The organism is Rhizobium sp. Root1203 (genome assembly GCF_001424945.1).
Taxonomy (GTDB): domain Bacteria; phylum Pseudomonadota; class Alphaproteobacteria; order Rhizobiales; family Rhizobiaceae; genus Rhizobium.
The window spans coordinates 1-23324 of record NZ_LMCW01000018.1; the positions used below are offsets into that span (position 1 = coordinate 1).

Below are 23324 nucleotides of genomic sequence, written 5' to 3' on the forward strand. Positions count from 1 at the left end.
ACGGTCGGTGGCGATAAAATCGTCGCTTACGAGGATGCGTTCCAGTTGTCCCCTGATGTCGTCAGGAGCCGGGAACGGCTGCAAGCTCGTGGTCAGATCCCGCATCGGTGCCCTTCAACATGCTATGCAACCAAAAGGGAGGCGGCCCATCAAAATATCCGCTGAACATCGCAGCGGCAACACGTATATTAGATAAACCCAATAAAGGACGAGTAGCGTACGGGCGGCATCGGATTTGCCTGAGATAATCCGTGCAAAACCCGTACAATTGCCTTCCCGTTCGCAATAGACGCGAGATCTCGCCTGGAGGTCCGGCTGCGCAACTCCCACAACCTGCGGGTTAGGCCAGCGGGCGACTTTTGTTGACTCCCCAGGCCTCTGTGCGACGATTGATGAGATATACGAGGATGTCCGGGCTATGAAGCGCTTCGTCCCTAGAGCCGGCAGGTTCCACACGTTTTCCGTTGTCGACTTACTCACCGGTCTTCCCGCTGATGTCGGCGCAACGTCAGTTCTCTTATTGCGATGTATGAGCGATTGGTTTTCAAAGGGAGTCTGAAACATGAAGGAACGCGAGTTAAAGGAGTTGGGCGAGGCTCTGGTAAGGGAAATTTCAACGAACATCACGCCGAAAAAGCTCGTGAAGGCAGTCCAGAAGGCGCACCTGAAGCGACAAAAAGGCAATTCGTGCGCGCGGCGTTCTGCGCGCTGATGGCCGGCAAGTCTCCAGGGCAGCCCGGAAGCGGCACACGTTCGCTAAATCTGAACCTGGGTGAGTAGCGCTCACTCGATCTGATATGGACGCATGCCGCAGTTTGCCATCGTGGGTCCATGCGCGATACTCGATCTCGGCGATCAGGTGGGCTGTGTCCAGACGAGGTTCTTCCGGTTACCTTGGTAGGTAACAGGGGGTGTCTTCCACTTCAGGCGATCCAGCAGCTTGCGGAGCTGGAGTGCATCGCGCTCTTTGAAGCCAGTCCCGACTGACCGGAACTGTCTTCTCCTCTGCCCTAAAGAATGTCGAAAAGTAGGTATCCCTCGTTGTGCAGAAATTCCAGAAGCTGACTCAAGGGGATCAGTGCAAGTAAGAAGAGACAGTCACGGAAGGCGATAGCCAAAGCCGAAGTGCGGAAGGTGACCTCTGTGTCGAGCTTCATCAACACCGGATTCGGCATGAAGAATGGAGTCCGTGCCGCATAGTCGTCATAGGCAGAGCCGAATTTCGATCTCAGATATTCGCTTTCGCCTCGCGCTGCGTTGGCGAACAGAAAAAAGAAAATTGGCACGAAAACCGCTGATATCAATACGGAACCGATCATCAAACTCACGCCCAGGATCGCCAGCATCGACGACACGTAGAGCGGATTTCTGGTCATCGAATACGGACCAGTTATTACAAGGTGCCGGTTCTTTCGTTGGCCGATATATAAGGTTGACCAAAGCCGGCCTAAAATACCCGCGATGACGAAAATTACGCCAATGGTCTCAAATAGCTCGTGCAACACTGTTCCTGCATAGAGCGGACGGGCAATAAATACGAGTACCAAAAAGGTCGTCGTTGCGATCCAAAGACCGCCGATGCGTCTCCTTTGAGAAAATGGTTCTTTAGTTCTCGGCACCTCCATTAGACCGTCCCTTTTACCGTGTAAGGTCATAAACAGCCGCATTGTCCTGCACGTCCCGCAGGCCCTTGTACGAGGCGTCTTGACGCCCCGCCACATACGTTACGTTTCCCGAATTTAATTCGTCTCTGACCGCTGACCGCGGATGCACTGGCTGCCGTTGTCGATACTGGCCGAGGAAGGGCGGTGCGAGGATTCGTCCCGGCCTTTTTTCAAGCGTTGGTGAGGCAACCGCCCAACCGCCCAACCGCCCACTGGCGTCTGCCGGCAGGACAAACGGCAGAGGAAACAAAATGGGCGTCAGACCGGCAGAGACATCAAATATTTAGCAATTGCGGTCGCGGTACAAAGCAACCCCGTTCGGTATCGCAAGACGGTGACTTCAAGCCTTTCAGATCGGCTTGAAGTCACGGAACATCCTAAAGCAATTCGATGTTGATAGCTTTCGGTCCTTTGCCCATCCGATCCGGCTCGGTATCGAACGACACCTTCTGTCCTTCCCGAATGTCTTGAACTCCAACCGCGTGGAGCGCGGAGATGTGAACAAACACGTCCTTGGCCCCTCCTTCAGGGGTGATAAAGCCGAAGCCCTTGTCCGAATTGAAGAACTTTACCGTACCAGTCGCCATGAAATCCCCCTCACATATTAGAGACGCAACATGCAACTTCGCCGCTTACTTGGCAAGCAGGTCCCAGCGAGAGTAGCGATTTATTTTTTTCAGCTGCAGAAAGGCCTTCGCGCAATGAAGAGAATGAAACGGCCCCGATGGCGCCGGCTCTGCAGCACTCAGTGGGTTCTAACCGATGGGTCAGTCGGGCGACATACCCTATGGACGTGGTCCGACAAGGTGGCAGTAGGGGCGATCAAGATACATATTTGCTAACTTACTTGTTGCGCCTATGGAACTAACCCCGATCAAAGAGATTGTACGTGTGGATCGCGTCGAGGATTTCTCGAACACTCCGTTGCAACCCGAAGCGTGTTGCCGATGCGGTCCACCATCTCCCAGAAGTATAGAAGCGGCCCCGGTGAGGAACATCCCCGCTGGTGTTGCCCGTTTACACTATTCCAGCTGGTATCCAGATCGTAAAAACATCGCTAGGGATGCGGAGGAGAAAACGATGGTTGTCTTAACGGTCGGACTTTCAGTCTTGATATTCACAATAGCCAGCGTGTTTGTAGTTTACTACTGACCGGGACGATTCTGTTCGATGCGGTCGAGCCGTTCCCGCAGATCCAGCCTCCATTGTTCCTGGCTCGCGAAGACGCGATCGTGCTCTTCCCGCGTAACCATCCCCTCAGGATCCTTCACCGCGGCGTCCTGGTGGTGCTAGGAGCATTGTCGTCACAAGAGATGCCCCGACGATAAACCTGTTTGACAGAAGCAGAGACATGAGGCTTAGATCCCCTTAAAGTAGAGGTACCCATGTCATTTCAACCAAAATCCATTGTCGCATGGAAGGCCCCAATTGCGCTTCTTGCACGGGTCGCATTTACCTCATGGCTGCTGATCGCGCCTGCGAATTCCAGCTACGGCGCTGACACACCATCTATATACAACCAGCTGATTGCGCAGGCGGCAAAAGAAGCCAGCGAACTAGCGCGAGCTGCTGGACACTGGTGGTCAAGCCCAGGCAGTAGCCTTTTATATGATCTTGGCTCGGGTGAACTTACACGAGGGCCAAGAATGGGAAAGCCAGACGGCTTGCGGAAAAGCCTTGAAACAATGCTTCGTAACGCGGTCATAAAAGCGGCGCCGTTTAGGCGCACGTTGAACCGGAAATATTCCGGTCAGGTGCTGAAGGTCGAATTTACCACGTGCAACTTCGAGGAAGATACGGGGTGCAAGTTGAGCGCAATTGATCGGCTGCCACGCGATGTTCGCGCATGGAGTAAAAATTAGCCGTTACGACGCCGACGGACGCCTTGAGGTCGTTGGTCGCCGACTGGATCGGCCAGTAGGCCAGCCGGCTTACAATCGTGCTGAACGTCAAAGCCAACCCCAAACGCCTGCCATTGCGGCTTATTGGCATGATCGCTTCGGCGAGAACAGCGAGAAGGGAAGCGATATGCAACCGATGACCCGCCGCATGTTTTGCGGAACCCTTGCATCCTCTGCGGCTGTCAGCCTCCTTCCGAAGGGAGTTCCCGCCGCGAACATCGTCAAGGCGAAAAACGTCGTTCTCGTCCATGGCCTGTTTGCCGACGGTTCCTGCTGGTCGGAAATAATTCCCCTGCTTCAGTCGGAAGGTCTCAATGTCACCTCGGTTCAGAATCCACTGACAACCCTTCCCGACGCGGTCGCGGCTGCCAAGCGCGTTCTCGACCGTCAGGGCGGTCCCACGGTTCTCGTCGGGCACTCCTTCTCAGGGATGATCGTTACGGAGGTCGGCGTGCACCCGAATGTTTCGTCCCTTGTCTACATCGCCGCACGCGCGCCTGACGCCGGGGAAGACTACGCTGCGCTAGCCATGACCTACCCGACGCCTCCGGCATCCGCAGGCATCGTCTTCGACGGTGACGAAGGACGGCTCACCGAGGAGGCCTTCCTCCGCGACTTCGCAGGCGATGTGCCCGAGGCGAAGGCCAAGGTTCTCTATGCGGTACAGGAACCCTTCAACAGGGCCTTGCTTACCGGTCGGACAACCGAGGCGGCCTGGCGCTCTAAGCCGAGCTTCTACGCCGTGTCGAAGAACGACCGGACCATCAATCCCGATCTCGAACGCTTCATGGCGAAGCGGATGGGCGCTAAAACTGTCGAACTGGACGCCAGCCATCTCTCGATGATTTCGCAGCCCAAGGCGGTCACCAACCTCATCCTCGAAGCGGCCGGTGCGCACGCCTCGAAGTAGGATGGCAGAGGCAACGGCTCAGGATTGCATGTCGAGACCGATGTCGAGGGTCGGCGCACTGTGCGTGCACCAGCCAACGGAGATAAGATCGACGCCGGAGGCGGCGATCGCAGCCACGGTTGCAGGTGTCACGCCGCCGGAAGCCTCTGTAATCGCGCGACGATCGACAATGGCGACGGCTTGGCGCAATTGTTCAGGCGTCATATTGTCGAGCAGGACGGCATCAACGCCGACCTCCATGGCCTCGCGCAGCTGCTCGAGCGTGTCGACTTCGACCTCGATCTTGACCAGATGGCCGACCCCTGCCCGGGCACGCCGGATCGCTTCGGCGACACCGCCGGCAATCGCCACGTGATTGTCCTTGATCAGAACGGCGTCATTCAGCGCGAAGCGATGGTTCATGCCCCCGCCGGCACGAACCGCATACTTCTCCAATGCCCGCAGACCCGGTGTCGTCTTGCGGGTGCAGGCGATCGATGCCTTCGTCCCCTCGACAGCCCGTACCAACCCGGCGGTGACCGTTGCGATGCCTGAAAGGTGCCCGAGAAAGTTCAACGCCGTCCGCTCGCCCGTCAGCAAGCCGCGGGAGGGTCCGCTGATTGTGGCGATGATGTCGCCGGCTAAGACGGTCGAGCCGTCCTCGATGTGGCGCACGACGGTGATCGCGGGATCGACAAGCTGGAACGCGAGCTCGGCAGCATCGAGACCGGCAATGACGCCCTGCTGGCGCGCCGCCATGACAAGGCTTGAGCGGTGGTCCGCCGGAATGACTGCGGCCGAAGTAATGTCGCCGGCAAGGCCGAGGTCTTCGGCAAGCGCGTTGCGCACGAGCGGCTCGATGATCAGCCGCGGCAGGGGAGCAAAGGTCATGTCAGGCACTCCGGGCAAATGAATGGGACGTTGTGCGCGCGATATCGAGCGCAGCCGAAAGGGTCAGCGTGCGTCGCTCGGCGCGGGCCCGCTTCAAGGGGAAATCGGTGCGCGCGTGGGCACCTCGCGATTCTGTTCTGAGCATCGCGGAGACGGCCATCAACAGCGCCACGGCAGCAGGATCGGCGTTCGGGCTCTCGTTCTCGGCCAACGGCAGCAAAGCGGCGATTGCCTCGTCAAGACCGGCCCCATGACGAAGGACGCCGAGATGGCGAGACACGATTGACCGGACCGTTGCCGTTTCTGCGGGAGGCAGCGCCCTGATTGCTCCGATGCCCTTCACCGGCGCCGGACGCCCCGTTTTGCCACCGATATCCTCCCCGGCGCGCATCCCCATGACGGCGGCTTCGAGCAACGAGTTGCTGGCGAGCCGGTTGGCACCATGCAAACCGGTGGAAGCCGCTTCGCCGACGACCCAGAGGCCAGCGACGGAGCTGCGCCCCTTGAGGTCGGTCGCCACACCGCCCATGTGGTAGTGTGCTGCCGGGCGGACGGGGATGAGATCTCTTGCCGGGTCGATCGAAGCCTCTGCGCAAAGGCGATGAATAGTCGGAAATCGCGAAGCAAATCCGTCACCAAGCGCTCGGCGGGCATCGAGAAAGACGCGCCGCCCCTGTGACAGCTGCGCACTGATCGCACGTGCAACGACGTCGCGGGGCGCAAGCTCGGTGCCGTCGATGTCGGCCATGAAGCGTTCGCCCCTGTCGTTGACGAGGATGGCCCCCTCGCCGCGCACCGCTTCGCTCACCAGCGCCAGCGGGCGACGGGCGGAGTCCAGGCCGGTCGGATGGAACTGCACGAATTCCATATCTGCCAGCATCGCACCGGCTTTTGCGGCAAGTGCAATACCATGACCGAAGTTCGAGACCGGATTTGTCGTGGCATCAAAGAGCCCGCCGATGCCACCGGTGGCAAGCACAACGCTCGAGGTCGCAATGACGGCTGTGCCGGAGGAGGTCGAAACCAAAAGGCCGGTGATGAGTGAGCCCTGCGTAAGGAGGGCCCGGGCTTGGGTGCCTTCCAGCACCTTGATCGAGGGCGTGCGGGCGACCGCGCTTGCAAGCTCGCGCATGATGGCGGCACCTGATCCGTCACCGGCCGCGTGGACGATGCGGCGGCGCGAATGAGCTGCCTCCAGACCAAGCGACAGGCGCCCCTCCCCGTCGAGATCGAAACGAACGCCTGCCCGTTCAAGTGCGGCGATCGCCGCCGGGGCCTCGGAAACGATGGCTTGGGCCGTCTGCGGATCACACAGTCCGTCACCGGCTGCAAGCGTATCGGCCAGGTGGATGTCGGCGCTGTCATCTGAACCAAGAGCAGCCGCAATGCCGCCCTGGGCCCAGGCGCTCGATGTTTCTGCCCCGAGAGTTGCGCGCGTCACGATGACGACGGGCTGCGGCGCAAGCGTCAGCGCCGTCATCAGTCCCGCCAGGCCGCTACCGACGATTGCGACGTGTCCGTCATACTCGCGAAGAACCGTCGTCATACCGAAAGCATCCGTTCGACTGCACGGCGCGCGGCAACGGCGATTGCCGGATCGACCGTCACCTCATGGCGGTTTTCCTCCAGCGCCGCGCGGATATTGGCGAGTGTGATCCGCTTCATATGCGGACACAGATTGCAGGGCCGTATGAACTCGACGTCAGGGTGGTGCACGGCGACATTGTCGCTCATCGAGCATTCGGTCAACAGCACCACGCGTGCCGGGCGCTGGTTTGCGACGTAGTCGGACATCACGGCCGTCGAGCCGGCAAAATCGGCTTCCGCAACGACATCGGGGGGGCATTCCGGATGGGCGAGCACGGTGACCCCTGGATGGTTCTCCCGGAGTTGGCGAACATCGTCTGCCGTGAAAAGTTCGTGGACCTCACAATGACCATGCCAGGCAAGAACCTCCACGTTGGTCTCGCGGGCGATGTTGCGTGCGAGATACTCATCCGGGATCATCAGCACACGAGGCACGCCGAGCGACTCCACCACCTGCTTTGCGTTGCCCGAGGTGCAGCAGATATCGGATGCAGCCTTAACAGCCGCCGAGGTGTTCACGTAGGTGATAATAGGCACGCCGGGATGGGCCTGGCGCAGCAGCGCGACGTCTTCAGGGGTGATGGAGTCGGCAAGCGAACAACCCGCACCCATGTCCGGAATGAGAACGGTCTTTCCGGGATTGAGCAACTTTGCCGTTTCCGCCATGAAATGGACCCCAGCCAGCACGATGACGTCAGCGTCGACATCGATTGCCTTGCGCGCCAGTGCCAGGCTGTCGCCGACGATGTCAGCAACGCCGTGAAAGATCTCAGGCGTCTGATAATTGTGGGCGAGAATGACGGCGTTGCGTTCACGCTTCAGTCTGAGGATCGCATCGACGTCGTCCTCGAAGGACATCCATTCTGCTTTGGGAATGACACGGCTGACACGCTCGTAAAGCGACGACGCGGAAACGGGATGGTTCATGGCCGACTCCTATTTATGCTCCAATTGAGCATATGCTAGGCAAATAGATATTCTCAGAATGAGCATATGTCAATTGCGGGAGAGCGGCAATTTTGATCCGGCCAGCGCCCGCTCCTCGAGCACGGCGTGGCGATAGCGAAAGAGCTTGGCGGGCCTTCCCCCGGTTTCGCTCTGCGTCTCGCCGGTTTCCTCGACGAGCTCCTGCTGCTCGACAAGCCTTCGGAAATTCTGCTTGTGAAGCGTCAGGCCGGCCAGCGCCTCGACAGTGCGCTGCAGCGAAAGAAGCGTGAAACTGTCAGGCATCAATTCGAAGACGACGGGACGATATTTGATCTTGGCACGCAGGCGCGCGATGCCGGTTGCCAGAATGCGCCGATGATCGGCAAACATCGCGCGTCCGGGATTGATCTGCGCCGACGCGCCTGCTTCGGCCACAAGGCCGGCTTCGTAAAGCAGCTCGTAGCGCTGCAGCACCAGGTCCTCGTTCCAACGACTGTCGCCGAGACCAAATGCAAAGATCGCCCGGCGCAGCCGATCCTCGCGTCGACGGGGCTCGGTGTCTGCCCATGCGGTCAGGTGGGCCGCCAACTCATCGAGGATCGGCGGCGAACCGGCGCGTCGGTCCTCCCATGGAAAATACTCGTACCAGCCATGCCAGCCCGCACGACCGGCGCCCGGTGCTGCCTGTTCGTGCACGAGGCCGAGATAGCTGATTGAAATTGTCCTGCCGCCAAGAATCTCGTTGTTTCGGTCGCGATCAGCGAAGGTGTAGAGTTGCTCGAGGTAACCGACGGGATGCGCCGTCTGCTCCTGAACCCACTCCCTCAGGCCGCTTTGCAGCGTGCGATGTCCCATCTCGAAAGGCCCCGATGGCAAGGCGTCGCCGGACCGGATCGTCATGACACGTGGCTCACCGCCCGTTGCGGCCGCGAGCACGGCTATCAGTTCGGCATGTGCAAATCCTATCGTCAAGGAGGGCGCGAATCCTGTTGTTGTCGGACAGACAATCTCTGACACAGGCCGGGGCAAGACGAAAGCTCGCGCCCGGGGCTGTGACGTTTGCGAGGACGGAAATTAACTTTGGTCGCAGACAAAACCGATCTTGAGCACGATACGTACAAGACAACGATCTATGGTTGCTTTAGGAAAGCTGCGGAATCGACGTGTCGAGCAATCCGGTTTCAGCTGGAAGTCAGGGTGAACAGGCACATGAGCGATCAGGAAGAAAAATCGAACGGCACAATTGATCCGTTCAAATATCTTGGTTAGGTTGCTGTATAGCATAATTATCGCGCCACAACCGGCGTGGAAAGGATAAGGCCATGAAAGACGGTCCTCATACAGTGGACGTGCATGTCGGAAAAACCATCCGCATCAAGCGCCTGATGCGCAAGGTGTCCCAGACCGAACTGGGCGATCGCGTGGGCGTCACGTTCCAGCAGATCCAGAAGTATGAAAAGGGTTCCAATCGCGTTTCGGCCAGCATGCTGGTGGAAATCGCCGGTGCCCTGGATGTCGACGTCCGTTCGTTCTTCGAGGATCTGAACCCGCTTGGCACCGCCAACGATAATCCGACGCCAACAGAAGAATTCGTCGTCTCTCGCGACGGCGTGCTCCTCAATGCCGCCTTTCTTTCCATCAAGAACGAGCAGGTCCGCAAAAAGATCGTGAAGCTCGTTCAGGCAATTGCCGGTATGGAACAAGCAGATAGCGAAGCTGCCGAGTAAGGCGGCTTCGTAACACTGCTGCTAGTGGCAATCGAGGACAACCAGGTTGTCCCGGGCGTCTTTCATCGCCAACTTCGTCTTGGTCCCGACCAGTTTCTCGAGATTGACGTCAAGCTCGCGCTCGGGATCGATGCCGTCCCAATCGATAACCACCTGCAGCAGGGCCATGTTGGCCAGGTGCATCAGATTGTGAAGCTTGAGCTTCTCGGCTTCGTCCTTGGCGGCCGAAAGAAGGCGGAATATCCTGGCATATTCGCTGCCCGTACCTTCGTCGCTAGTCTGAATGTTCATATGACCGCCTCTAAAATCTCGCTCCAGACACTGCAGTGGAGCTTCATGCCTGATGTCATCATCGGGGGTCGGCGTTATTTGAGCGTTACAGGCGTGACAGCGGTCACTTCCGCCCGTAGTGTCTCCCAGTGCGATGTCGCAGCAAAGCCCCAGCCACGCTCGACCTCTGCAAACCCGCCATCGTTCAGGTAACGCAGGACGCATTCCGCATCAGCGCGCTTGCGCTCGATCCTGTTCGATCTAACCAGACGGAGGATCTCTGCGGCCCGTGATTGGCTAGCGAAGGCGCACCGCTCGACCGCTTTTGGATAGGTCCGCTCGGAAAAATGCAGCGCGCGGCCGGCGAGCATCAGCATGCTGCATTCGCCCGCGGACACAATTCCTCGCCGCCGCAAGGCTTCGATCGTCGGTTCATAGTCCACCCAGGGAACCGAAAGCGGCAGCCACCCAAGCGCCTCGGGTGCATGAACAAGCGCGACTGCCTCGTCATCGAGCAGGCGTCCGTCAGCGTAGTCGTTGAAGATGGTTCCGAGACCGACCATGCCGAAGGCGGCACATTCGGCGGCCCGCAATGCCCCCATGCTGGCCCCGCCGGCCACCACGACGTTCTTCTGCAGCGCATAGAGGATTTCCTTGTGCCATACGGACGGCACTTCGCCAAAGTAGCCATCGACAATGCCGATCGCAGCCGCGCCTTCCTGGACGGCCTGGAGGATATCGCCCCGGGCTGCGGGGGGCCGGAATTCGACCGATGGATGGGTTGTTTTCAGTCTGGCGAGATCGGCGCCGAAGCTCGGGCCTGCGAAGATCACTTTCATGAGAGGGCTCCCTGCATGGCACCGACAGCGCGCAACCCGAGCTGGATGAATTCACCACTCACATCAACCTCGAGGCCCGGCACAATCACCCGGACGACCGAGACCGGCAGTCGCGGATGCGGCAGCGGAACAGCAACGACCTGTTCGATGCCCCTTGCCTGAAGCCGCTCGACGATATGGCGGATGGTCTCCTGAATGCTGCGCTGTGCCGGTACTGCCGCAAAACCCGGCGCTCTTGGCTCTTCGTCGCATAAATCGATGAGCTGCTGCATCGGTCCGTCGCCATCGAGCCGCTGGTAGAGCCGCGGCGAGAAGTCGTCGCGACTGCCGGCGATGGCGGTGAGACGGCTCTGCGCCGCCTCCGTGATGGCACGCAGCGCGGCGCGCACCGGATCGGGATGGCACCCGCAGCCACCGCACACATGGGTCCAACGCGCGTCTATGCGGTCCCCGAGATTTTCCGGTATGATGACGGCGAGAAAGCTCGGAACGCCAATGTCGGTCGTCATATCGAGGAGCAAAAGCCGCATTCCCGCACGTGTGATCCGATCGACGACGATGTCGACCACCGGATCGCCGAACGCCCCCGGATCGATGCGGCAACCCCGCAGCTGATCGTAGGGCCGAAGCTGCAACAGCGCCCAGGCGTCGCGCTCAACCAGCTCGCAAAGACCATGCAAGACGGCCTCCGCTGGCCGATTTCCCGACGCCAGGCCGTCGCTCGACTGCTCAAATCCGGAGGGCCTTGCACCGCGGTGATCGAGCCCGACCAGCGGCCACGGAACGAAAACCGGCCTGTTGGAAACGATGTCGATGCCCTCTCCCCAGGCAATCGGGGCGGTATCGATGTCCGAGGGCACGCAGCGCGCAACTGAATCAAGGTCGACGATCGATGCCCCCTCGGCCTTCATTCCGCTAAGCGTTGCGACGATCAGGTCATTCGGCTGCATCTCGGCGACACGCGTTTCGACGGCCTCCATGGCAGCCGACGTCATCGCCGCATCCTCGTCGATGCCCTTCCCCTGAAAGACGGAGAGGGTGTAGCTATTCGGGCGCGTGGCGAAGGCAACGGGAATTTCGAGCAAGTCGAGTGCCGTCAGAAGACCCACGCGCGTGATGCCGAGTTCGGCGAAATGCGGCTTGATCGCCGCGAATGTCTGCCCAGGCGTCCGTGAGCGGTCATGATAGGCGTTGATGCCGGCCGATGAGAGGCTGAGATCCTCGACCAAATCCCTGAGTGCGTTCTGGACAGACATTTACGCCACCTCAGCGAAATTTCAGGGCGTGGACGATGTTCGACGTAGCGTTCGTGTCCAACTGTACGGCGTCCTTGTTGAGGGCAGCCTGGGCAGCTGCCGAAAGACGAACGGTAAAGGATGCCGGCTTGATCTCTGTCGTGTTCATTCTTCTATCTCCTGCTGGAAGCAGCGCAATGCTGCGGACAGAATCAGAATGAACGAACCGCGTTATTCAGGCGTGACTGGGATTGGGCTGTTGCGCGAGCGCGGGATGCCGCAGATGTAACACTTCAGGACAGACCGGCCATCCGCAACCCGTCGATCAACTGGTGCGTGTCGTCGGGATTGCGGTCAGGCACGAACTGCCAGACGTCCTCGGTTCGGAAATCGGGGAAATTCTCAAGGACGATCGCGGCATAGCGAGCCGCCGACTTCAGATCGCCGTTCTTGGCATGAGCCGCGGCAAGCAGCCGCGACGCCGCGGGACGCTCCTTGACGCGGTCCAGAACCTCGATTGCCTTGGCATAATTTTCCTGGACGAAGTGGATCCCACCGAGGTTCCAATAGTAATAGTCCGGTGGAAGCGGATTGAGCTTCATCGCAGCGAGGCTTAGCTCAAGCGCGCGCTCGCTCTGCCCGTCATGCAAAAGTGCGTCGGCATAATCGGCCAGAATATCGGCGTCGTTCGGATTGAGCATCTGCGCCTCGGCGAAAAAATCGAGGCTGTCGGCAAATCGCCGACGATAGAGGGCCACAAACCCAAGCTCACGCATCGCGCGACCGCTGTTCGGGTCGCTGTCGCGTGCGAGCCACGCAGACCGGTCGGCCTCCTCGAGAAGTTCGGTATCTTTCATTCCGCGCACGAGCCATTCCATGCCCAGAACGCGCGCCATGCCGGCGTGAGCGGACGAGAACCTGTCGTGCCTGGAGAGCGCTGACTTGAACCATTTGCGCGCCTGGCGCAAATGCTGGAGGTCGGTCTTGGAAACGAAGCGCTTTCCCTCGAGGTAGAGGCGGTAGGCCGACGGGTTGACGTCGGACATCATGTCCAAGAGTTCCCGCCGCTCGATGGTATCGGCAAGCGTCATGACGATGCGGCGCGCGAGCTGGCCGAAGGAATGGTTGACCTTCTGCATCGTCAACGGCAGATCGATTGCCCAGAGCACTTCGGCGGTCGACGTTCTGGTCAACCGGCAGGTCGCATAGATGTCGTCTTCCCGGCCGTGAATTGTTACATAGACGGTATAGTCGAAACGCAGGTCCTGCGGCAGTGCCTCACCGGCTGCGAGGCTTCGGTTCAGGATCTCGATGCTCGTATGGGCTGCAATGACCTTGAAGCCTCTTTGCTGGCTCAACCCGATTGTCACATCTTCCAGGAGGGCGCGGCCGACGCGCTGCAACAGCGGATCGGAGAGCATCGTCTCCGGCGGCAGGATGAGGACCCGAGGCTGACCGAGGGCATCCGGAGAGCTATTGCCCGGCGACGTCTCCGCCGCGGCCACCGCCACCGGCGCGACAATGCCGAGCTCCCTGGCCAGCGCTTGCGTCACCGCATCGGGCTCGGATCCGTATTCCCCCTTCAATTCATTGCGGCAGCGAAAATAGGCTTGTCGCGCGGCAGCAACGTCGCCTGCATCGACGTGGGCACGCATCAAAGCCCGGCAGGCGACCTCGTGGGCGGGGTCCGTCTCCACCAGCAAGCCCGCAAGCAAGAGAATGTCGCCAGGTGTGCGTTTCTCGCGTGCCTCCAGAAGAGTGACGATGTGTGACTCTCGGCGCTCGGCGATGCGCCGACGTTCCATCGTCAACCGTTCGTCGGCTTCGATCGTCGGCGCGCGAAAGCCTTCGAGAAGCTCGCCCTGAAGCAGGGACCAGTCGGAGCGCGCAAGTGGTTTCACGCCATCGCGCAGCAGGAGAACATCGGCACTCCAGCAGTCAGCATCGAAGGCAACGTGTGTGTTGGTCGCCTTGAGGAGGCGCGGAAGCTCTTGCGGGATGCTTCTGTCGATACGGGCCAGGAGCTGGCGCAGGCTGCCGGCACGCTGCTTGGACTCCTCCGATTGCCAGAGGATGCCGCGAATGGTTTCGCGCTCCATGGACAGATGCGGTGACGCGACGAGGAACGCCAGCAGAGCGTAAGCCTTCTCCGGCAACGCGATCTCGCAGCCATTCGCGAAAAGCGTTGGCTTTCCGAGCAAACGAAGCAAAGGACCGTGGTGGCTAGCCAGCGATTTCACAGACAACTCGCGAATGGATAATCCGCGGGCAAGTATAGAGGCAAACAATTTCAACGCAAAAGGAATGTGCGGAAGGGGTTGAATTTTTCAACCGTCGGGTGCTCAGGCGATGAATGCAGCGGGTTGTCTACACCCATAGGCGAAAAACTATTTCTGTCGCCGGAGGTGGGACAACAAAAAAGCGCCGGCCTTTCGACCGGCGCTTTCGTAGTGTCAGATCAGTGTTTGATCAGGCTGCAACGGATGCTGCACCCGCAATCGGAACTTCCGAAATCGTCTTCAGAACCTGCGAAGCGATCTGGTAGGGGTCGCCCTGAGAGTTCGGGCGGCGATCTTCCAGATAGCCCTTGTAGTCGTTCTTGACGAAAGAGTGCGGGACGCGGATCGAAGCACCACGATCTGCAACGCCGTAGGAGAACTTGTTCCACGGAGCCGTTTCGTGCTTGCCGGTCAGGCGCTTGTCATTGTCCGGTCCGTAAACGGCGATGTGATCCATCAGGTTCTTGTCGAACTGCGCCATCAGCGCTTCGAAATATTCCTTGCCGCCCACTTCACGCATGTACTTGGTCGAGAAGTTGCAATGCATGCCCGAGCCGTTCCAGTCGGTGTCACCGAGCGGCTTGCAGTGATACTCGATGTCGATGCCGTACTTCTCAGTCAGACGCTGCAGCAGGTAGCGAGCCATCCAGATTTCGTCGGCGGCGCGCTTGGAGCCCTTGCCGAAAATCTGGAATTCCCACTGGCCCTTGGCCACTTCGGCGTTGATGCCTTCGTGGTTGATGCCGGCAGCGAGGCAGAGGTCGAGGTGCTCCTCGACGATTTCGCGGGCGATATCGCCGACGTTCGAATAACCGACGCCGGTGTAGTACGGGCCCTGCGGAGCCGGGTAACCCTGCTCGGGGAAGCCGAGCGGACGGCCGTTCTGGTAGAAGAAATATTCCTGTTCGAAACCGAACCAGGTGCCTTCATCGTCGAGAATCGTGGCGCGCGAATTCGAAGGATGCGGGGTGACGCCATCCGGCATCATGACTTCGCACATGACGAGAACGCCATTGGTGCGGGCCGGGTCGGGATAAATGGCAACGGGCTTCAGCACGCAATCGGAGCTGCGGCCCTCGGCCTGCATCGTCGAACTGCCGTCAAAACCCCAGAGCGGGAGCTGCTCGAGCGTCGGAAATGCGTCGAATTCCTTGATCTGCGTCTTGCCGCGAAGATTTGGTACCGGTGTGTACCCGTCGAGCCAAATGTACTCGAGCTTATACTTGGTCATTTGCGAGTCTCTCAAACAAAGGTGTGAGCAAATCCTCAAGCGAACCCGGTTGCCGAAGCGACCGTGCCCGCGAAGGGGATGCATCCTTATATGCACGTGGCGTGCCAGTTTCGAAAAACGATATGACAGACGATGTTGCTGGCGACGGTGCGAACGAGGCGCAAACAGCCTGATTACCAAGCCCCTCCGACTGAAGACGCAGTGGACTCAACCGGTTACAACGGTCAGCTCACACGCGCGGGCTATACCGGGTTGAGAACCACAGTGCCGCCGCGCTCCAGGGGAGACATTTTGGACATTTGCCGCTTCGTGACTGTAATTTAGGCATATGACTATTTAATGGACTTTATGGAATTCTGATATAAACGTCAGCACCTGGAGCGTGCCTAATATTCCAACAAATGTTGCTGTTTTTTCAATCAAGTCGCGCAATCTCTGTGCATCCGTGTTATGGTCGCTTTAACGTTGTCGATCGGACTCAATCAGGAGGCATGACATGGTAATTGGTGTGCATCACGAGTCAGCGAAAATTTACGCTTTCCCAGCGAAGCGCTTCTCGTCTGCAGGAATGAAGCAAAAAGCCGATATTGCGGAAGACATTGGTCCTTGTGTCTACGATAGTTGCTGGTACCACGAAGATGCGATGAAGGAAGAAGCCGCGCCGCCAGCGCCGAAATTTTCCCCGCGGCTCGTGGACTAATCGCGCCACCCGTCTAAACGTCGAAGTGTCGCCGCTCTGCATTCTGCGGACGCTGCCGGTCTTGCACCATACGCCTGGGCACGTCATGAGAGTGGCGAACGATCAGGGTTTACGGGCGACGCATGACACAAAAAGAGATCGCAATCATCGGCGGAGGCCCTTCTGGGCTGATGGCGGCTGAGCAATTGTCGACGACCGGCCATCTCGTCACGGTTTACGAGGCGATGCCGACGGTCGCCCGCAAGTTCCTTCTTGCCGGAAAATCGGGTCTCAACATAACGCATTCAGAGGATTTTGACCGCTTCTCCACGCGATTTGACGCAGCCACGCCCCGCCTTCGCAATGCCCTGGAGGCCTTCAGGCCTGAAGACGTCCGCGCCTGGGCAGCCGGGTTATCAACCGAGACATTCGTCGGGTCTTCAGGGCGGGTGTTTCCGGTTGCCATGAAAGCGTCCCCGCTTCTGCGTGCCTGGTTGAAGCGCCTCGACGCGCGCGGCGTCAGGATCCTGACGCGGCATCGTTGGGCCGGATTTTCAGATGGTGCCTATCTGTTCGAGACGGCTGACGGCACGCAGAAGGCGGTCCGGTGCGACGCCGCCTTGCTGGCACTCGGTGGCGCAAGCTGGCCGCGGCTCGGCTCGGATGGCCAATGGGTCCCTTGGCTTAGGGACAAGCAGATTTCCATTGCCGACTTTCGGCCGGCCAACTGCGGCTTCGACGTCGACTGGAGCTCGTTTTTCCGCGAGCGCTACGCCGGTTCTCCGGTCAAGTCGGTGACTGCGCGTTCGAGCGCCGGCACTTTTCCCGGTGAGTTCGTCATTACCGAGCACGGTATCGAAGGCAGCCTTGTCTATGTCCATGCCGCCGCACTGCGCGATGCTCTGCTTGCCGGAGAGGCAGCGCATCTGGAGGTCGACCTTGTGCCCGACCGGTCGCTCACGCGGATCGAACGTGACCTTGCGAGACAGGATCCGAAGACAAGCCTGTCCACCCGTCTTCGCAAGGCTGCGGGCATCGACGGGGTCAAGGCAAACCTTTTGCGCGAGCTTGCCAGCAATGCCGATCTCAACCAGCCGACGCGGCTGGCGACGCTGATAAAAGCCCTGCCAGTGCCTGTTTTGCGGCCCCGGCCGATCGCCGAAGCGATTTCGTCTGCGGGCGGCGTCAGCTGGGATGCAATCGATGACCAGTACATGCTGAGGGCCTGCCCGGGGCTCTTTGTCGCCGGCGAGATGATCGATTGGGAAGCCCCGACGGGCGGCTATCTGCTGACGGCCTGCTTTGCCACCGGCCGCGCAGCAGCAAGGGGGATCGAAGCGTGGATCGGGCGCTGATCTCAGGTCCTGGCGCTTCTGGATCAAATCGCCTCTCGTTGCCTACTCCGCAACCGCGTCGCTGGGAACCTCCTCCTCCGCCGGAGGCTTGATCCTGAACCAGGCAAGGTAAAGTGCCGGCAGGAACAACAGCGTCAGTACGGTCCCAACGACGATGCCACCCATCATCGCGTAGGCCATCGGTCCCCAGAAGATCTCGCGCGAAATCGGGATGAGGGCAAGGCTTGCCGCGGCCGCAGTCAACAGGATCGGTCGCATTCGGTGCTGGGTCGCTTCCCGCACGGCGTCCCAGGGGTGCCGGCCCTCGTGCCGCAACTCTTCGATCTGGACCACGAGAATAACGGAGTTTCGGATCAGGATACCGATCAGGGCAAGAACGCCCAGGATCGCCACAAACCCCATCGGCGCGCCGCTGGAGAGAAGCGCGATCACCACGCCGATCAAAGCCAGGGGCGCGACGGCAAACACCAGAAACAGCCGCGAGAAGCTTTGCAGCTGGATCATCAGGATCGTTGCCATTGAGAAGAGCATCATCGGAACGACTGCGACGATCGGGGCCTGGCTCTTTGCGCTTTGTTCGACAGTTCCGCCGACCTCGACACCAAACCTCGCGGGAAGCCGGGACGAAAATGCCTCGACGTCAGGCGCAAGCTCGTCGACGATTGTGGCGGGCTGCTTGCTGTCGACGACGCCCGCCTTGATGGTGATCGTCGGCAAGCGGTCCCTGCGCCAGATTTTCGGCGGTTCCGTCTCGTAGCGGAAGTGTGCAATGGCAGCCAACGGCACCGAATTGCCATTGCTTGTGCGCAGCTGCAGATCTCGCAGCGTCTCGATCGACCGCCGTTCTGTTTCCTGCGCACGCGCCAAGACATTGATCAGGTATATGTCATCACGGACCTGGGTCACGGATGCGCCGCCAACGATGCCGTTGAGGGCCGATGCGATGTCTTCGGAGGTGACCCCCAGTTGCCGGGCCTTGTCTTGAAGCACGTCGACCTTCACGACGCGAGCCGGCTCGTTCCAGTCGTAGACGATATCGCCCAACGACCGGTTGTTGCCGAGAACGCCTCCGAGCTCAAGAGCGAGCTGTCGCACCTGCTCTATATCGGGGCCGCTGATGCGGTATTGTACGGGCCGCCCGACAGGCGGACCGATGTCGAGCAGTTTGACATAGGCGTCGGTGCCCACGAATGTCCTGGTGAGATAATCCTGCAGGTCGGCACGCAGTTTGTCGCGCACCTCGAGACTTTTAGTGACGATGACGATCTGTCCGAACGACGCTGCAGGCGGCTGCACGTCGAATGACAGGACGAAGCGCTGTGCGCCCTGCCCGACATAGGTCGACCAGCGCTCGATGTCGGGATTGCCCTGGAGCTTGTCCTTTTCGAATTTTTCCATTTGCGCATTGGTCTCGCTGATCGACGCATTGTTTGGCAGCGAAAAGTCGACGATCAGCTCCAATCGGTCGGACGAGGGAAAAAACTGCTCCTGGACAAAGCGCATCCCGTAGACGGAGGTGGCGAAAGCGATCACGGTCAGGGCGATCGTGATCCATCTGAAACGCATGCACAGGTCAAGCAATCGACCAAACGACCTTGCGAACCAGCCGGTGGTCTCATGGTGCTGTTTCATCGCGTTCGGCAGGATCGTGACCCCCAGCAGCGGTGCGAAGACAACAGCAACGACCCACGACACGATCAGCGATACGGCGATCACGACGAAGAGCGAGAAGGTGAATTCGCCTGCAGCGCTGCTGTTCAGGCCGACCGGCATGAAGCTCGCCACGGTGACAAGGGTTCCGGTCAACATCGGGAAGGCCGTGTGCGAATAGACGTAGGTTGCAGCCTTCGTCAGGGGATCACCGGCTTCCAGCCTCGCCACCATCATCTCGACCGCAATCATGGCGTCGTCGACCAGAAGCCCAAGCGCGATGATGAGGGCGCCAAGCGAAATACGCTGCAACGAAATCCCATCATACTCCATGAATACGAAGGTGATCGCGAGCGTCAGCGGTATCGAAAGAGCGACCACCAGCCCCGCGCGCATGCCGAGGCTCACAAAGCTGACGATCAGGACGATGACGACAGCCTCGAAGAGTGCGGTGGTAAAACCCGACACTGCCTCCTCGACGATGCGGGGTTGATCGGACACCAGATGCGGCTCGATCCCGATCGGGAGCGTGGCCACGACCTTGCGCAGCTCCGCCTGCAACGCCTTGCCGAAGTCCAACAGGTTCGCACCCTGCTTCATGCCGATGGCGAGCGCGATTGCGGGTTGCCCGTTGAAGCGGAACAGCGACGTCGGCGGGTCGGTATAGCCGCGACTGATCTTGGCAATATCGCTCAATCGGAAAAACCGGTTGTTGACCTGCAGGTTGACGCTTCTCAGGCTGTCTTCCGATGTGAACTGGCCACTCACCCTCAGACTGACCCTCTCCCCTTCTGCCTGGAGGACGCCGGAAGGGGCGATCGCGTTCTGCGACTGGAGCGTATTTAACACATCGGCCTGGCTGATCCCGAGAGCTGCCAGCTGTCGCGTTGAAAATTCGAGGAAGATGACCTCGTCCTGCGCCCCGACGAGGTCTACCTTGCCGATATTGGGAACGGTCAGAACGTCACGTCGGACGTCTTCGACGTAGTCTCGCAATTGACGCTGCGAAAACCCATCCGAGGTAAAGGCGTAGATATTTCCGAATACGTCGCCAAATCGGTCGTTGAAGGTTGGGGTAAGCACGCCGGAGGGAAACTGGGCGCTGATGTCACCGACCATGTTTCTGACGGTCAGCCAGATTGCGGGCACGTCGCGCGCCTTGGTGGTGTCCTTGAGGTAAACGAAGACAATCGTCTGACCGGGCGTCGTAATACTGTTGGTGTAATCGAGCGAGTCGAGCTCCTCGAGTTTGCGCTCGATACGTTCTGTCACCTGGCGCGTGGTCTCCTCCGCCGAAGCGCCGGGCCATTGCGCGGAGATCGTCATTGTCTTGATGGTGAAATTCGGATCTTCCTCGCGCCCGAGGTTCAGGTAGGAAAACACGCCAAGCACGGCAAAGACGATCATGAAATACCAGATCATCGAGCGATGCTCGAGCGCCCGGTCCGAAAGATTGAACGCCTTCATGAGCGTGCACCACCCTCTATCGTCACGGTCTGCCCCTCGTTGAGACTATGGACGCCTGCGAGAACGACACGCGTTCCAGCTTCGAGGCCCGACAGGACCTCGACACGCCCGACGCCCGCCGGACGGGTCTTGACCTCCTGTGACCGGACCGCGCCGCCATTCTTGTCAACGATCCAGATCAGGGTCTTGCCGTCCCGCTCCAAAAGGGCTGCGTTTGGAAGGAACAGCTTCTCGACCGTGCCGACATCCTGAACTGCCGTGATCGTCGTGCCGATCCGAAAGGCATCCGGCGGGTCCTCGAGCGCAATCTTTATTCGGCGCGTCCGCGTCGCTGCGTCGGCCGTCGGTGCGACCTCCCGCACCTTTCCGGCAGCGATGATTTTAGGATCGATCTGCAAGAGGACCGAAAAGGGCGCGCCGATCGACGGGACGAGTGCACCCTCGGGAATATCGACGACGGCATCCCGGTCTCCCGGACGTGCGACCGTTACCACGGCCTCGCCCGCCGAAACCACCTGCCCCACCTCTACGGAGGTGGCTGTGACCACACCGTCGAAAGTGGCCAGTATTTCCGCGTAGGACAGATCCTGGTTCGCCTTGTCGAGTGCCGTTTGCGCTTGAACGACGGCCGACTGGGCGTTCTGCGTTGCCTGCACGCTGCTTTCGAGATTGGACTTCGTCGCCGTCCCGGATTGGAAGGTGGATCTGGCTCTTTGTTCGACTGATGTCGCGTTGGCAAGCTGGGCCTTGGCATTGGCAAGCTGAGCCTGCGCGGACCCGACGGCCAGTTGCAGGGACGTCGGGTCGAGTGCTGCAAGGCGCTGTCCCTTCGTCACGATATCACCGGTATTGACGTCGCGCGCGACCATCAATCCGGCGACCCGGAAGCCGAGCGGTGTTTCGGTTTTCGGTGAAACCGTTCCAGCAAAGCTCGGCGCCGGCAGCGGGGCGAGCTCGATGATCCTCGAAAAAACCGGACGGATAGGCGGCGCGGGTTCCTCGTTTTTCTCGCTGCAGGCCGACAGGCACCCAAGCGGCGCCAGGAGCGCGATGGTGAGTGCGATGGTGCGGGAGGAGGATCCGGACATCAGCCCTGCTCTCCCTCGATACGCACCCTCTGTCCCGGTCGAAGCATTTTGCCGCCGTCGACGACAACGGTGTCGCCCGGCGAAAGGCCTCCCGATATGACAACCCGCCCGGTTTCATAGTTTCCGATCTCGACCGGCCTGAGACTGACGGTCGAATCGCCCTGGTCGACTGTCCATACCGCGGGCTTGGTGTCGATGGCAGAAAGTGCTGTCCACGGCAAAACAATCATGGGCGTTGGCTCCGACTGCGCAAAGCCTGTCACCGGCGCACCGAGCGTCATCGCCGGCGGCGTATCCTCAAGCGTGATTTTCACGCGCACGGTGCCGCTCGCGGTATCGACGGTCGGAGATACCTCGGTGATCTTTCCATACGTCTTGATCGTCGGATCGCTCACAAGCGCGATCTCGATCCGAGGCGCTGCCTGCTTGGCTTGAAGCAACCCTTCGTAGATGTAGAACACGGCGTCCCGTGGGCCGTCCTGCGCAAGCGTGAACGCGGTCTGAGCCGCTTGCACCACCTGCCCGTCCTCGACGTTGCGGGCCGTTATTATGCCGTCGGCGTCGACACGAAGTTCAGTGTAGCCAAGTGCGTCCTTGGCCGTTCCCAACTGGGCCTTGGCATTGTCAAGCGATCCCTGTGCGGTCTGTAGAGCCGTTGCCGCCTGATCATAGGCTTCCCGTGTGGCCGAGCCGCTTGCAAGCAACGTCTTGCGTCTCTCAAACTCGGCCGATGCCTGGGCAAGGTCAGCTTGGGCTGCGACGACGGCTGCCTCGGCCGCCTCGACATCGGCCTTCTGCTGCCGTGGATCGACGCGCGCGATCACCTGACCTGCGGTGACATGCGATCCAACATCTGCGGTCCATTCCGTCACCTTGCCGCCGACACGAAACGACAGGTTGGATTGTATGTGGGCAACAATATCGCCCGTCAGCTTGATGCTGTAGCGGTAGTCGGTGAACGCAACTGGGACGGCCCGCACCGGAATTTCCAGTTCAGCGACCTGATGCTCTTCCTTCTGGCACGACGTCAGGGCAACGCATAGAAGCAACAGGCTGAATGTCTGGCTGCGCATGTCAGAAATTCCCCGAATTCAAGACCGATGGAGTGCCGCCGGGCATCATCCTGACAGCGCGAAACAAATTCTGCGTGAAGACGAAAATATCGACACATGACCGCCCAATGCTTCTGCTCGTCCCTCCGGCAATGCAATTTTCAAGTTCATCTCGTCGTTCTGCAAGCGTCGGCACATCTGTGGTCTTGCACCGGACAGACAGTGACGGCCGATGCGGGGCATATCAGTCAAATCAACTATGTAGAGCGATTTCGGATGGAGGCAATTTGTCTCGAACGACAATAATGCCGATCTGCAAATCTCGTTTCCAGATGACGAATGAACCGATGCTTGGGCGGGACCGCCGTCCCACCTCAGATACTCGAAGATGCGGTTTACGCATGGAAGACCGGTGAGTTCGAGGGTGTGAGCGTTTTTCAGGCGGGGGATCCGGGAACACCGGTCGGTGTGCCGGCAGCAAATTAGAGAGAAGATCCCCGACGAGGACGCCGACGCAAGATGCTGGGCGCGCGGGGATACGGATTCGATCTGTCGCGCATTGGTGGTCAGCGATAGCGTTGAATGTCGTCTCG

The 23324-nt window shown here is 59.7% G+C and carries 21 protein-coding genes and 2 pseudogenes; 7 read left to right on the forward strand and 16 right to left on the reverse strand.

Annotated features, from left to right (window positions below):
• Positions 1 to 562 precede the first annotated feature (562 nt).
• Positions 563 to 712, forward strand: a complete 150-nt coding sequence (locus ASC97_RS34080; RefSeq protein WP_156390402.1) for a hypothetical protein — start codon at positions 563 to 565, stop codon at positions 710 to 712.
• Positions 713 to 799: 87 nt separating this feature from the next.
• Here ASC97_RS34080 and ASC97_RS35420 read toward each other — a convergent pair.
• The 3 genes and pseudogenes from ASC97_RS35420 to ASC97_RS18885 all read right to left on the reverse strand — a co-directional run.
• Positions 800 to 987 (reverse strand): annotated as a pseudogene (locus ASC97_RS35420) (ATP dependent DNA ligase); the annotation flags it as partial.
• 23 nt (positions 988 to 1010) lie between these two features.
• A complete protein-coding gene (locus ASC97_RS33140; RefSeq protein WP_162246704.1) occupies positions 1011 to 1625 on the reverse strand; it encodes a methyltransferase family protein in 615 nt (204 codons plus the stop codon).
• Between the two features lie 416 nt (positions 1626 to 2041).
• Positions 2042 to 2251 carry a cold-shock protein gene (locus ASC97_RS18885; RefSeq protein WP_057469894.1) on the reverse strand — a complete coding sequence of 70 codons (210 nt, stop codon included), beginning with the start codon at positions 2249 to 2251 and terminating at the stop codon, positions 2042 to 2044.
• 798 nt (positions 2252 to 3049) lie between these two features.
• On the opposite strand from ASC97_RS18885, the gene ASC97_RS34085 reads away from it, so the two are divergent.
• Together ASC97_RS34085 and ASC97_RS18890 are read left to right on the forward strand one after the other, a co-directional pair.
• On the forward strand, positions 3050 to 3526 hold the full coding sequence (locus ASC97_RS34085) for a hypothetical protein (protein WP_156390403.1): 477 nt from the start codon (positions 3050 to 3052) through the stop codon (positions 3524 to 3526).
• A gap of 166 nt (positions 3527 to 3692) precedes the next feature.
• The gene (locus ASC97_RS18890; RefSeq protein ID WP_443216756.1) at positions 3693 to 4475 is read left to right on the forward strand and encodes an alpha/beta fold hydrolase; all 783 of its coding nucleotides are present in this window, start codon (positions 3693 to 3695) and stop codon (positions 4473 to 4475) included.
• 18 nt (positions 4476 to 4493) lie between these two features.
• On the opposite strand, the gene nadC is transcribed toward ASC97_RS18890, so the two are convergent.
• From nadC to ASC97_RS18910, 4 genes are all read right to left on the reverse strand, one after another.
• Positions 4494 to 5345 (reverse strand): carboxylating nicotinate-nucleotide diphosphorylase, encoded by an 852-nt coding sequence (gene nadC / locus ASC97_RS18895; protein ID WP_057469895.1) that lies wholly within the window; start codon positions 5343 to 5345, stop codon positions 4494 to 4496.
• Position 5346: 1 nt separating this feature from the next.
• A complete protein-coding gene (locus ASC97_RS18900; RefSeq protein ID WP_057469897.1) occupies positions 5347 to 6891 on the reverse strand; it encodes an L-aspartate oxidase in 1545 nt (514 codons plus the stop codon).
• Positions 6888 to 7859, reverse strand: coding sequence for a quinolinate synthase NadA (gene nadA / locus ASC97_RS18905; RefSeq protein WP_057469899.1), 972 nt, complete (start codon positions 7857 to 7859; stop codon positions 6888 to 6890). The genes ASC97_RS18900 and nadA overlap by 4 nt, the downstream gene beginning before the upstream one ends.
• Before the next feature lie 69 nt (positions 7860 to 7928).
• A complete protein-coding gene (locus ASC97_RS18910) occupies positions 7929 to 8831 on the reverse strand; it encodes an NUDIX hydrolase (protein WP_057469900.1) in 903 nt (300 codons plus the stop codon).
• A gap of 350 nt (positions 8832 to 9181) precedes the next feature.
• Here ASC97_RS18910 and ASC97_RS18920 point away from each other — a divergent pair, with 350 nt between their 5' ends.
• Complete coding sequence (locus tag ASC97_RS18920) at positions 9182 to 9586, forward strand: helix-turn-helix domain-containing protein (RefSeq protein WP_057469902.1); 405 nt, start codon at positions 9182 to 9184, stop codon at positions 9584 to 9586.
• Positions 9587 to 9607: 21 nt separating this feature from the next.
• On the opposite strand, the gene ASC97_RS18925 is transcribed toward ASC97_RS18920, so the two are convergent.
• The 6 genes from ASC97_RS18925 to ASC97_RS18945 form a co-directional block, all read right to left on the reverse strand.
• The gene (locus ASC97_RS18925) at positions 9608 to 9877 is read right to left on the reverse strand and encodes a hypothetical protein (RefSeq protein WP_057469903.1); all 270 of its coding nucleotides are present in this window, start codon (positions 9875 to 9877) and stop codon (positions 9608 to 9610) included.
• Between the two features lie 74 nt (positions 9878 to 9951).
• Positions 9952 to 10695, reverse strand: coding sequence for a TfuA-like protein (locus tag ASC97_RS18930; protein WP_057469904.1), 744 nt, complete (start codon positions 10693 to 10695; stop codon positions 9952 to 9954).
• Complete coding sequence (locus ASC97_RS18935) at positions 10692 to 11951, reverse strand: YcaO-like family protein (protein ID WP_057469905.1); 1260 nt, start codon at positions 11949 to 11951, stop codon at positions 10692 to 10694. The genes ASC97_RS18930 and ASC97_RS18935 overlap by 4 nt, the downstream gene beginning before the upstream one ends.
• A gap of 10 nt (positions 11952 to 11961) precedes the next feature.
• The gene (locus tag ASC97_RS34715; protein ID WP_200959503.1) at positions 11962 to 12099 is read right to left on the reverse strand and encodes a hypothetical protein; all 138 of its coding nucleotides are present in this window, start codon (positions 12097 to 12099) and stop codon (positions 11962 to 11964) included.
• A 124-nt stretch (positions 12100 to 12223) separates the two neighbouring features.
• A complete protein-coding gene (locus ASC97_RS18940) occupies positions 12224 to 14131 on the reverse strand; it encodes a BTAD domain-containing putative transcriptional regulator (protein ID WP_200959504.1) in 1908 nt (635 codons plus the stop codon).
• A 268-nt stretch (positions 14132 to 14399) separates the two neighbouring features.
• Positions 14400 to 15440, reverse strand: coding sequence for a glutamine synthetase beta-grasp domain-containing protein (locus ASC97_RS18945; protein ID WP_057469907.1), 1041 nt, complete (start codon positions 15438 to 15440; stop codon positions 14400 to 14402).
• A gap of 496 nt (positions 15441 to 15936) precedes the next feature.
• On the opposite strand from ASC97_RS18945, the gene ASC97_RS18950 reads away from it, so the two are divergent.
• Together ASC97_RS18950 and ASC97_RS18955 are read left to right on the forward strand one after the other, a co-directional pair.
• Positions 15937 to 16140, forward strand: coding sequence for a DUF2735 domain-containing protein (locus ASC97_RS18950; protein WP_057469908.1), 204 nt, complete (start codon positions 15937 to 15939; stop codon positions 16138 to 16140).
• A 122-nt stretch (positions 16141 to 16262) separates the two neighbouring features.
• Positions 16263 to 17474 carry a TIGR03862 family flavoprotein gene (locus tag ASC97_RS18955; RefSeq protein ID WP_057469909.1) on the forward strand — a complete coding sequence of 404 codons (1212 nt, stop codon included), beginning with the start codon at positions 16263 to 16265 and terminating at the stop codon, positions 17472 to 17474.
• 42 nt (positions 17475 to 17516) lie between these two features.
• Here the strand turns inward: ASC97_RS18955 and ASC97_RS18960 are convergent, their stop codons facing one another.
• Genes ASC97_RS18960 through ASC97_RS18970 form a run of 3 tightly spaced genes read right to left on the reverse strand, consistent with a single transcriptional unit; the run spans position 17517 to position 22752 of the window.
• Positions 17517 to 20591 (reverse strand): efflux RND transporter permease subunit, encoded by a 3075-nt coding sequence (locus tag ASC97_RS18960; RefSeq protein WP_057469910.1) that lies wholly within the window; start codon positions 20589 to 20591, stop codon positions 17517 to 17519.
• Positions 20588 to 21679: an efflux RND transporter periplasmic adaptor subunit gene (locus tag ASC97_RS18965; RefSeq protein WP_057469911.1), complete on the reverse strand. Its 1092-nt coding sequence runs from the start codon at positions 21677 to 21679 to the stop codon at positions 20588 to 20590. Before ASC97_RS18965 ends, ASC97_RS18960 begins: the two co-directional genes overlap by 4 nt.
• Entirely contained in the window at positions 21679 to 22752 is a 1074-nt protein-coding gene (locus ASC97_RS18970; RefSeq protein ID WP_057469912.1) for an efflux RND transporter periplasmic adaptor subunit, read from the reverse strand. The genes ASC97_RS18965 and ASC97_RS18970 overlap by 1 nt, the downstream gene beginning before the upstream one ends.
• Before the next feature lie 351 nt (positions 22753 to 23103).
• On the opposite strand from ASC97_RS18970, the pseudogene ASC97_RS33145 reads away from it, so the two are divergent.
• Positions 23104 to 23194 (forward strand): annotated as a pseudogene (locus ASC97_RS33145) (conjugal transfer protein TraH); the annotation flags it as partial.
• Between the last annotated feature and the right edge of the window lie 130 nt (positions 23195 to 23324).

Bases quoted from the DNA above. Each gene is read 5' to 3' on its own strand.
- ASC97_RS34080 (WP_156390402.1), top strand. From the start codon at position 563: ATGAAGGAACGCGAGTTAAAGGAGTTGGGCGAGGCTCTGGTAAGGGAA.
- ASC97_RS33140 (WP_162246704.1), bottom strand. From the start codon at position 1,625: ATGGAGGTGCCGAGAACTAAAGAACCATTTTCTCAAAGGAGACGCATC.
- ASC97_RS18885 (WP_057469894.1), bottom strand. From the start codon at position 2,251: ATGGCGACTGGTACGGTAAAGTTCTTCAATTCGGACAAGGGCTTCGGC.
- ASC97_RS34085 (WP_156390403.1), top strand. From the start codon at position 3,050: ATGTCATTTCAACCAAAATCCATTGTCGCATGGAAGGCCCCAATTGCG.
- ASC97_RS18890 (WP_443216756.1), top strand. From the start codon at position 3,693: ATGCAACCGATGACCCGCCGCATGTTTTGCGGAACCCTTGCATCCTCT.
- nadC (WP_057469895.1), bottom strand. From the start codon at position 5,345: ATGACCTTTGCTCCCCTGCCGCGGCTGATCATCGAGCCGCTCGTGCGC.
- ASC97_RS18900 (WP_057469897.1), bottom strand. From the start codon at position 6,891: ATGACGACGGTTCTTCGCGAGTATGACGGACACGTCGCAATCGTCGGT.
- nadA (WP_057469899.1), bottom strand. From the start codon at position 7,859: ATGAACCATCCCGTTTCCGCGTCGTCGCTTTACGAGCGTGTCAGCCGT.
- ASC97_RS18920 (WP_057469902.1), top strand. From the start codon at position 9,182: ATGAAAGACGGTCCTCATACAGTGGACGTGCATGTCGGAAAAACCATC.
- ASC97_RS18925 (WP_057469903.1), bottom strand. From the start codon at position 9,877: ATGAACATTCAGACTAGCGACGAAGGTACGGGCAGCGAATATGCCAGG.
- ASC97_RS18930 (WP_057469904.1), bottom strand. From the start codon at position 10,695: ATGAAAGTGATCTTCGCAGGCCCGAGCTTCGGCGCCGATCTCGCCAGA.
- ASC97_RS18935 (WP_057469905.1), bottom strand. From the start codon at position 11,951: ATGTCTGTCCAGAACGCACTCAGGGATTTGGTCGAGGATCTCAGCCTC.
- ASC97_RS34715 (WP_200959503.1), bottom strand. From the start codon at position 12,099: ATGAACACGACAGAGATCAAGCCGGCATCCTTTACCGTTCGTCTTTCG.
- ASC97_RS18945 (WP_057469907.1), bottom strand. From the start codon at position 15,440: ATGACCAAGTATAAGCTCGAGTACATTTGGCTCGACGGGTACACACCG.
- ASC97_RS18950 (WP_057469908.1), top strand. From the start codon at position 15,937: ATGGTAATTGGTGTGCATCACGAGTCAGCGAAAATTTACGCTTTCCCA.
- ASC97_RS18955 (WP_057469909.1), top strand. From the start codon at position 16,263: ATGACACAAAAAGAGATCGCAATCATCGGCGGAGGCCCTTCTGGGCTG.
- ASC97_RS18960 (WP_057469910.1), bottom strand. From the start codon at position 20,591: ATGAAGGCGTTCAATCTTTCGGACCGGGCGCTCGAGCATCGCTCGATG.
- ASC97_RS18965 (WP_057469911.1), bottom strand. From the start codon at position 21,679: ATGTCCGGATCCTCCTCCCGCACCATCGCACTCACCATCGCGCTCCTG.
- ASC97_RS18970 (WP_057469912.1), bottom strand. From the start codon at position 22,752: ATGCGCAGCCAGACATTCAGCCTGTTGCTTCTATGCGTTGCCCTGACG.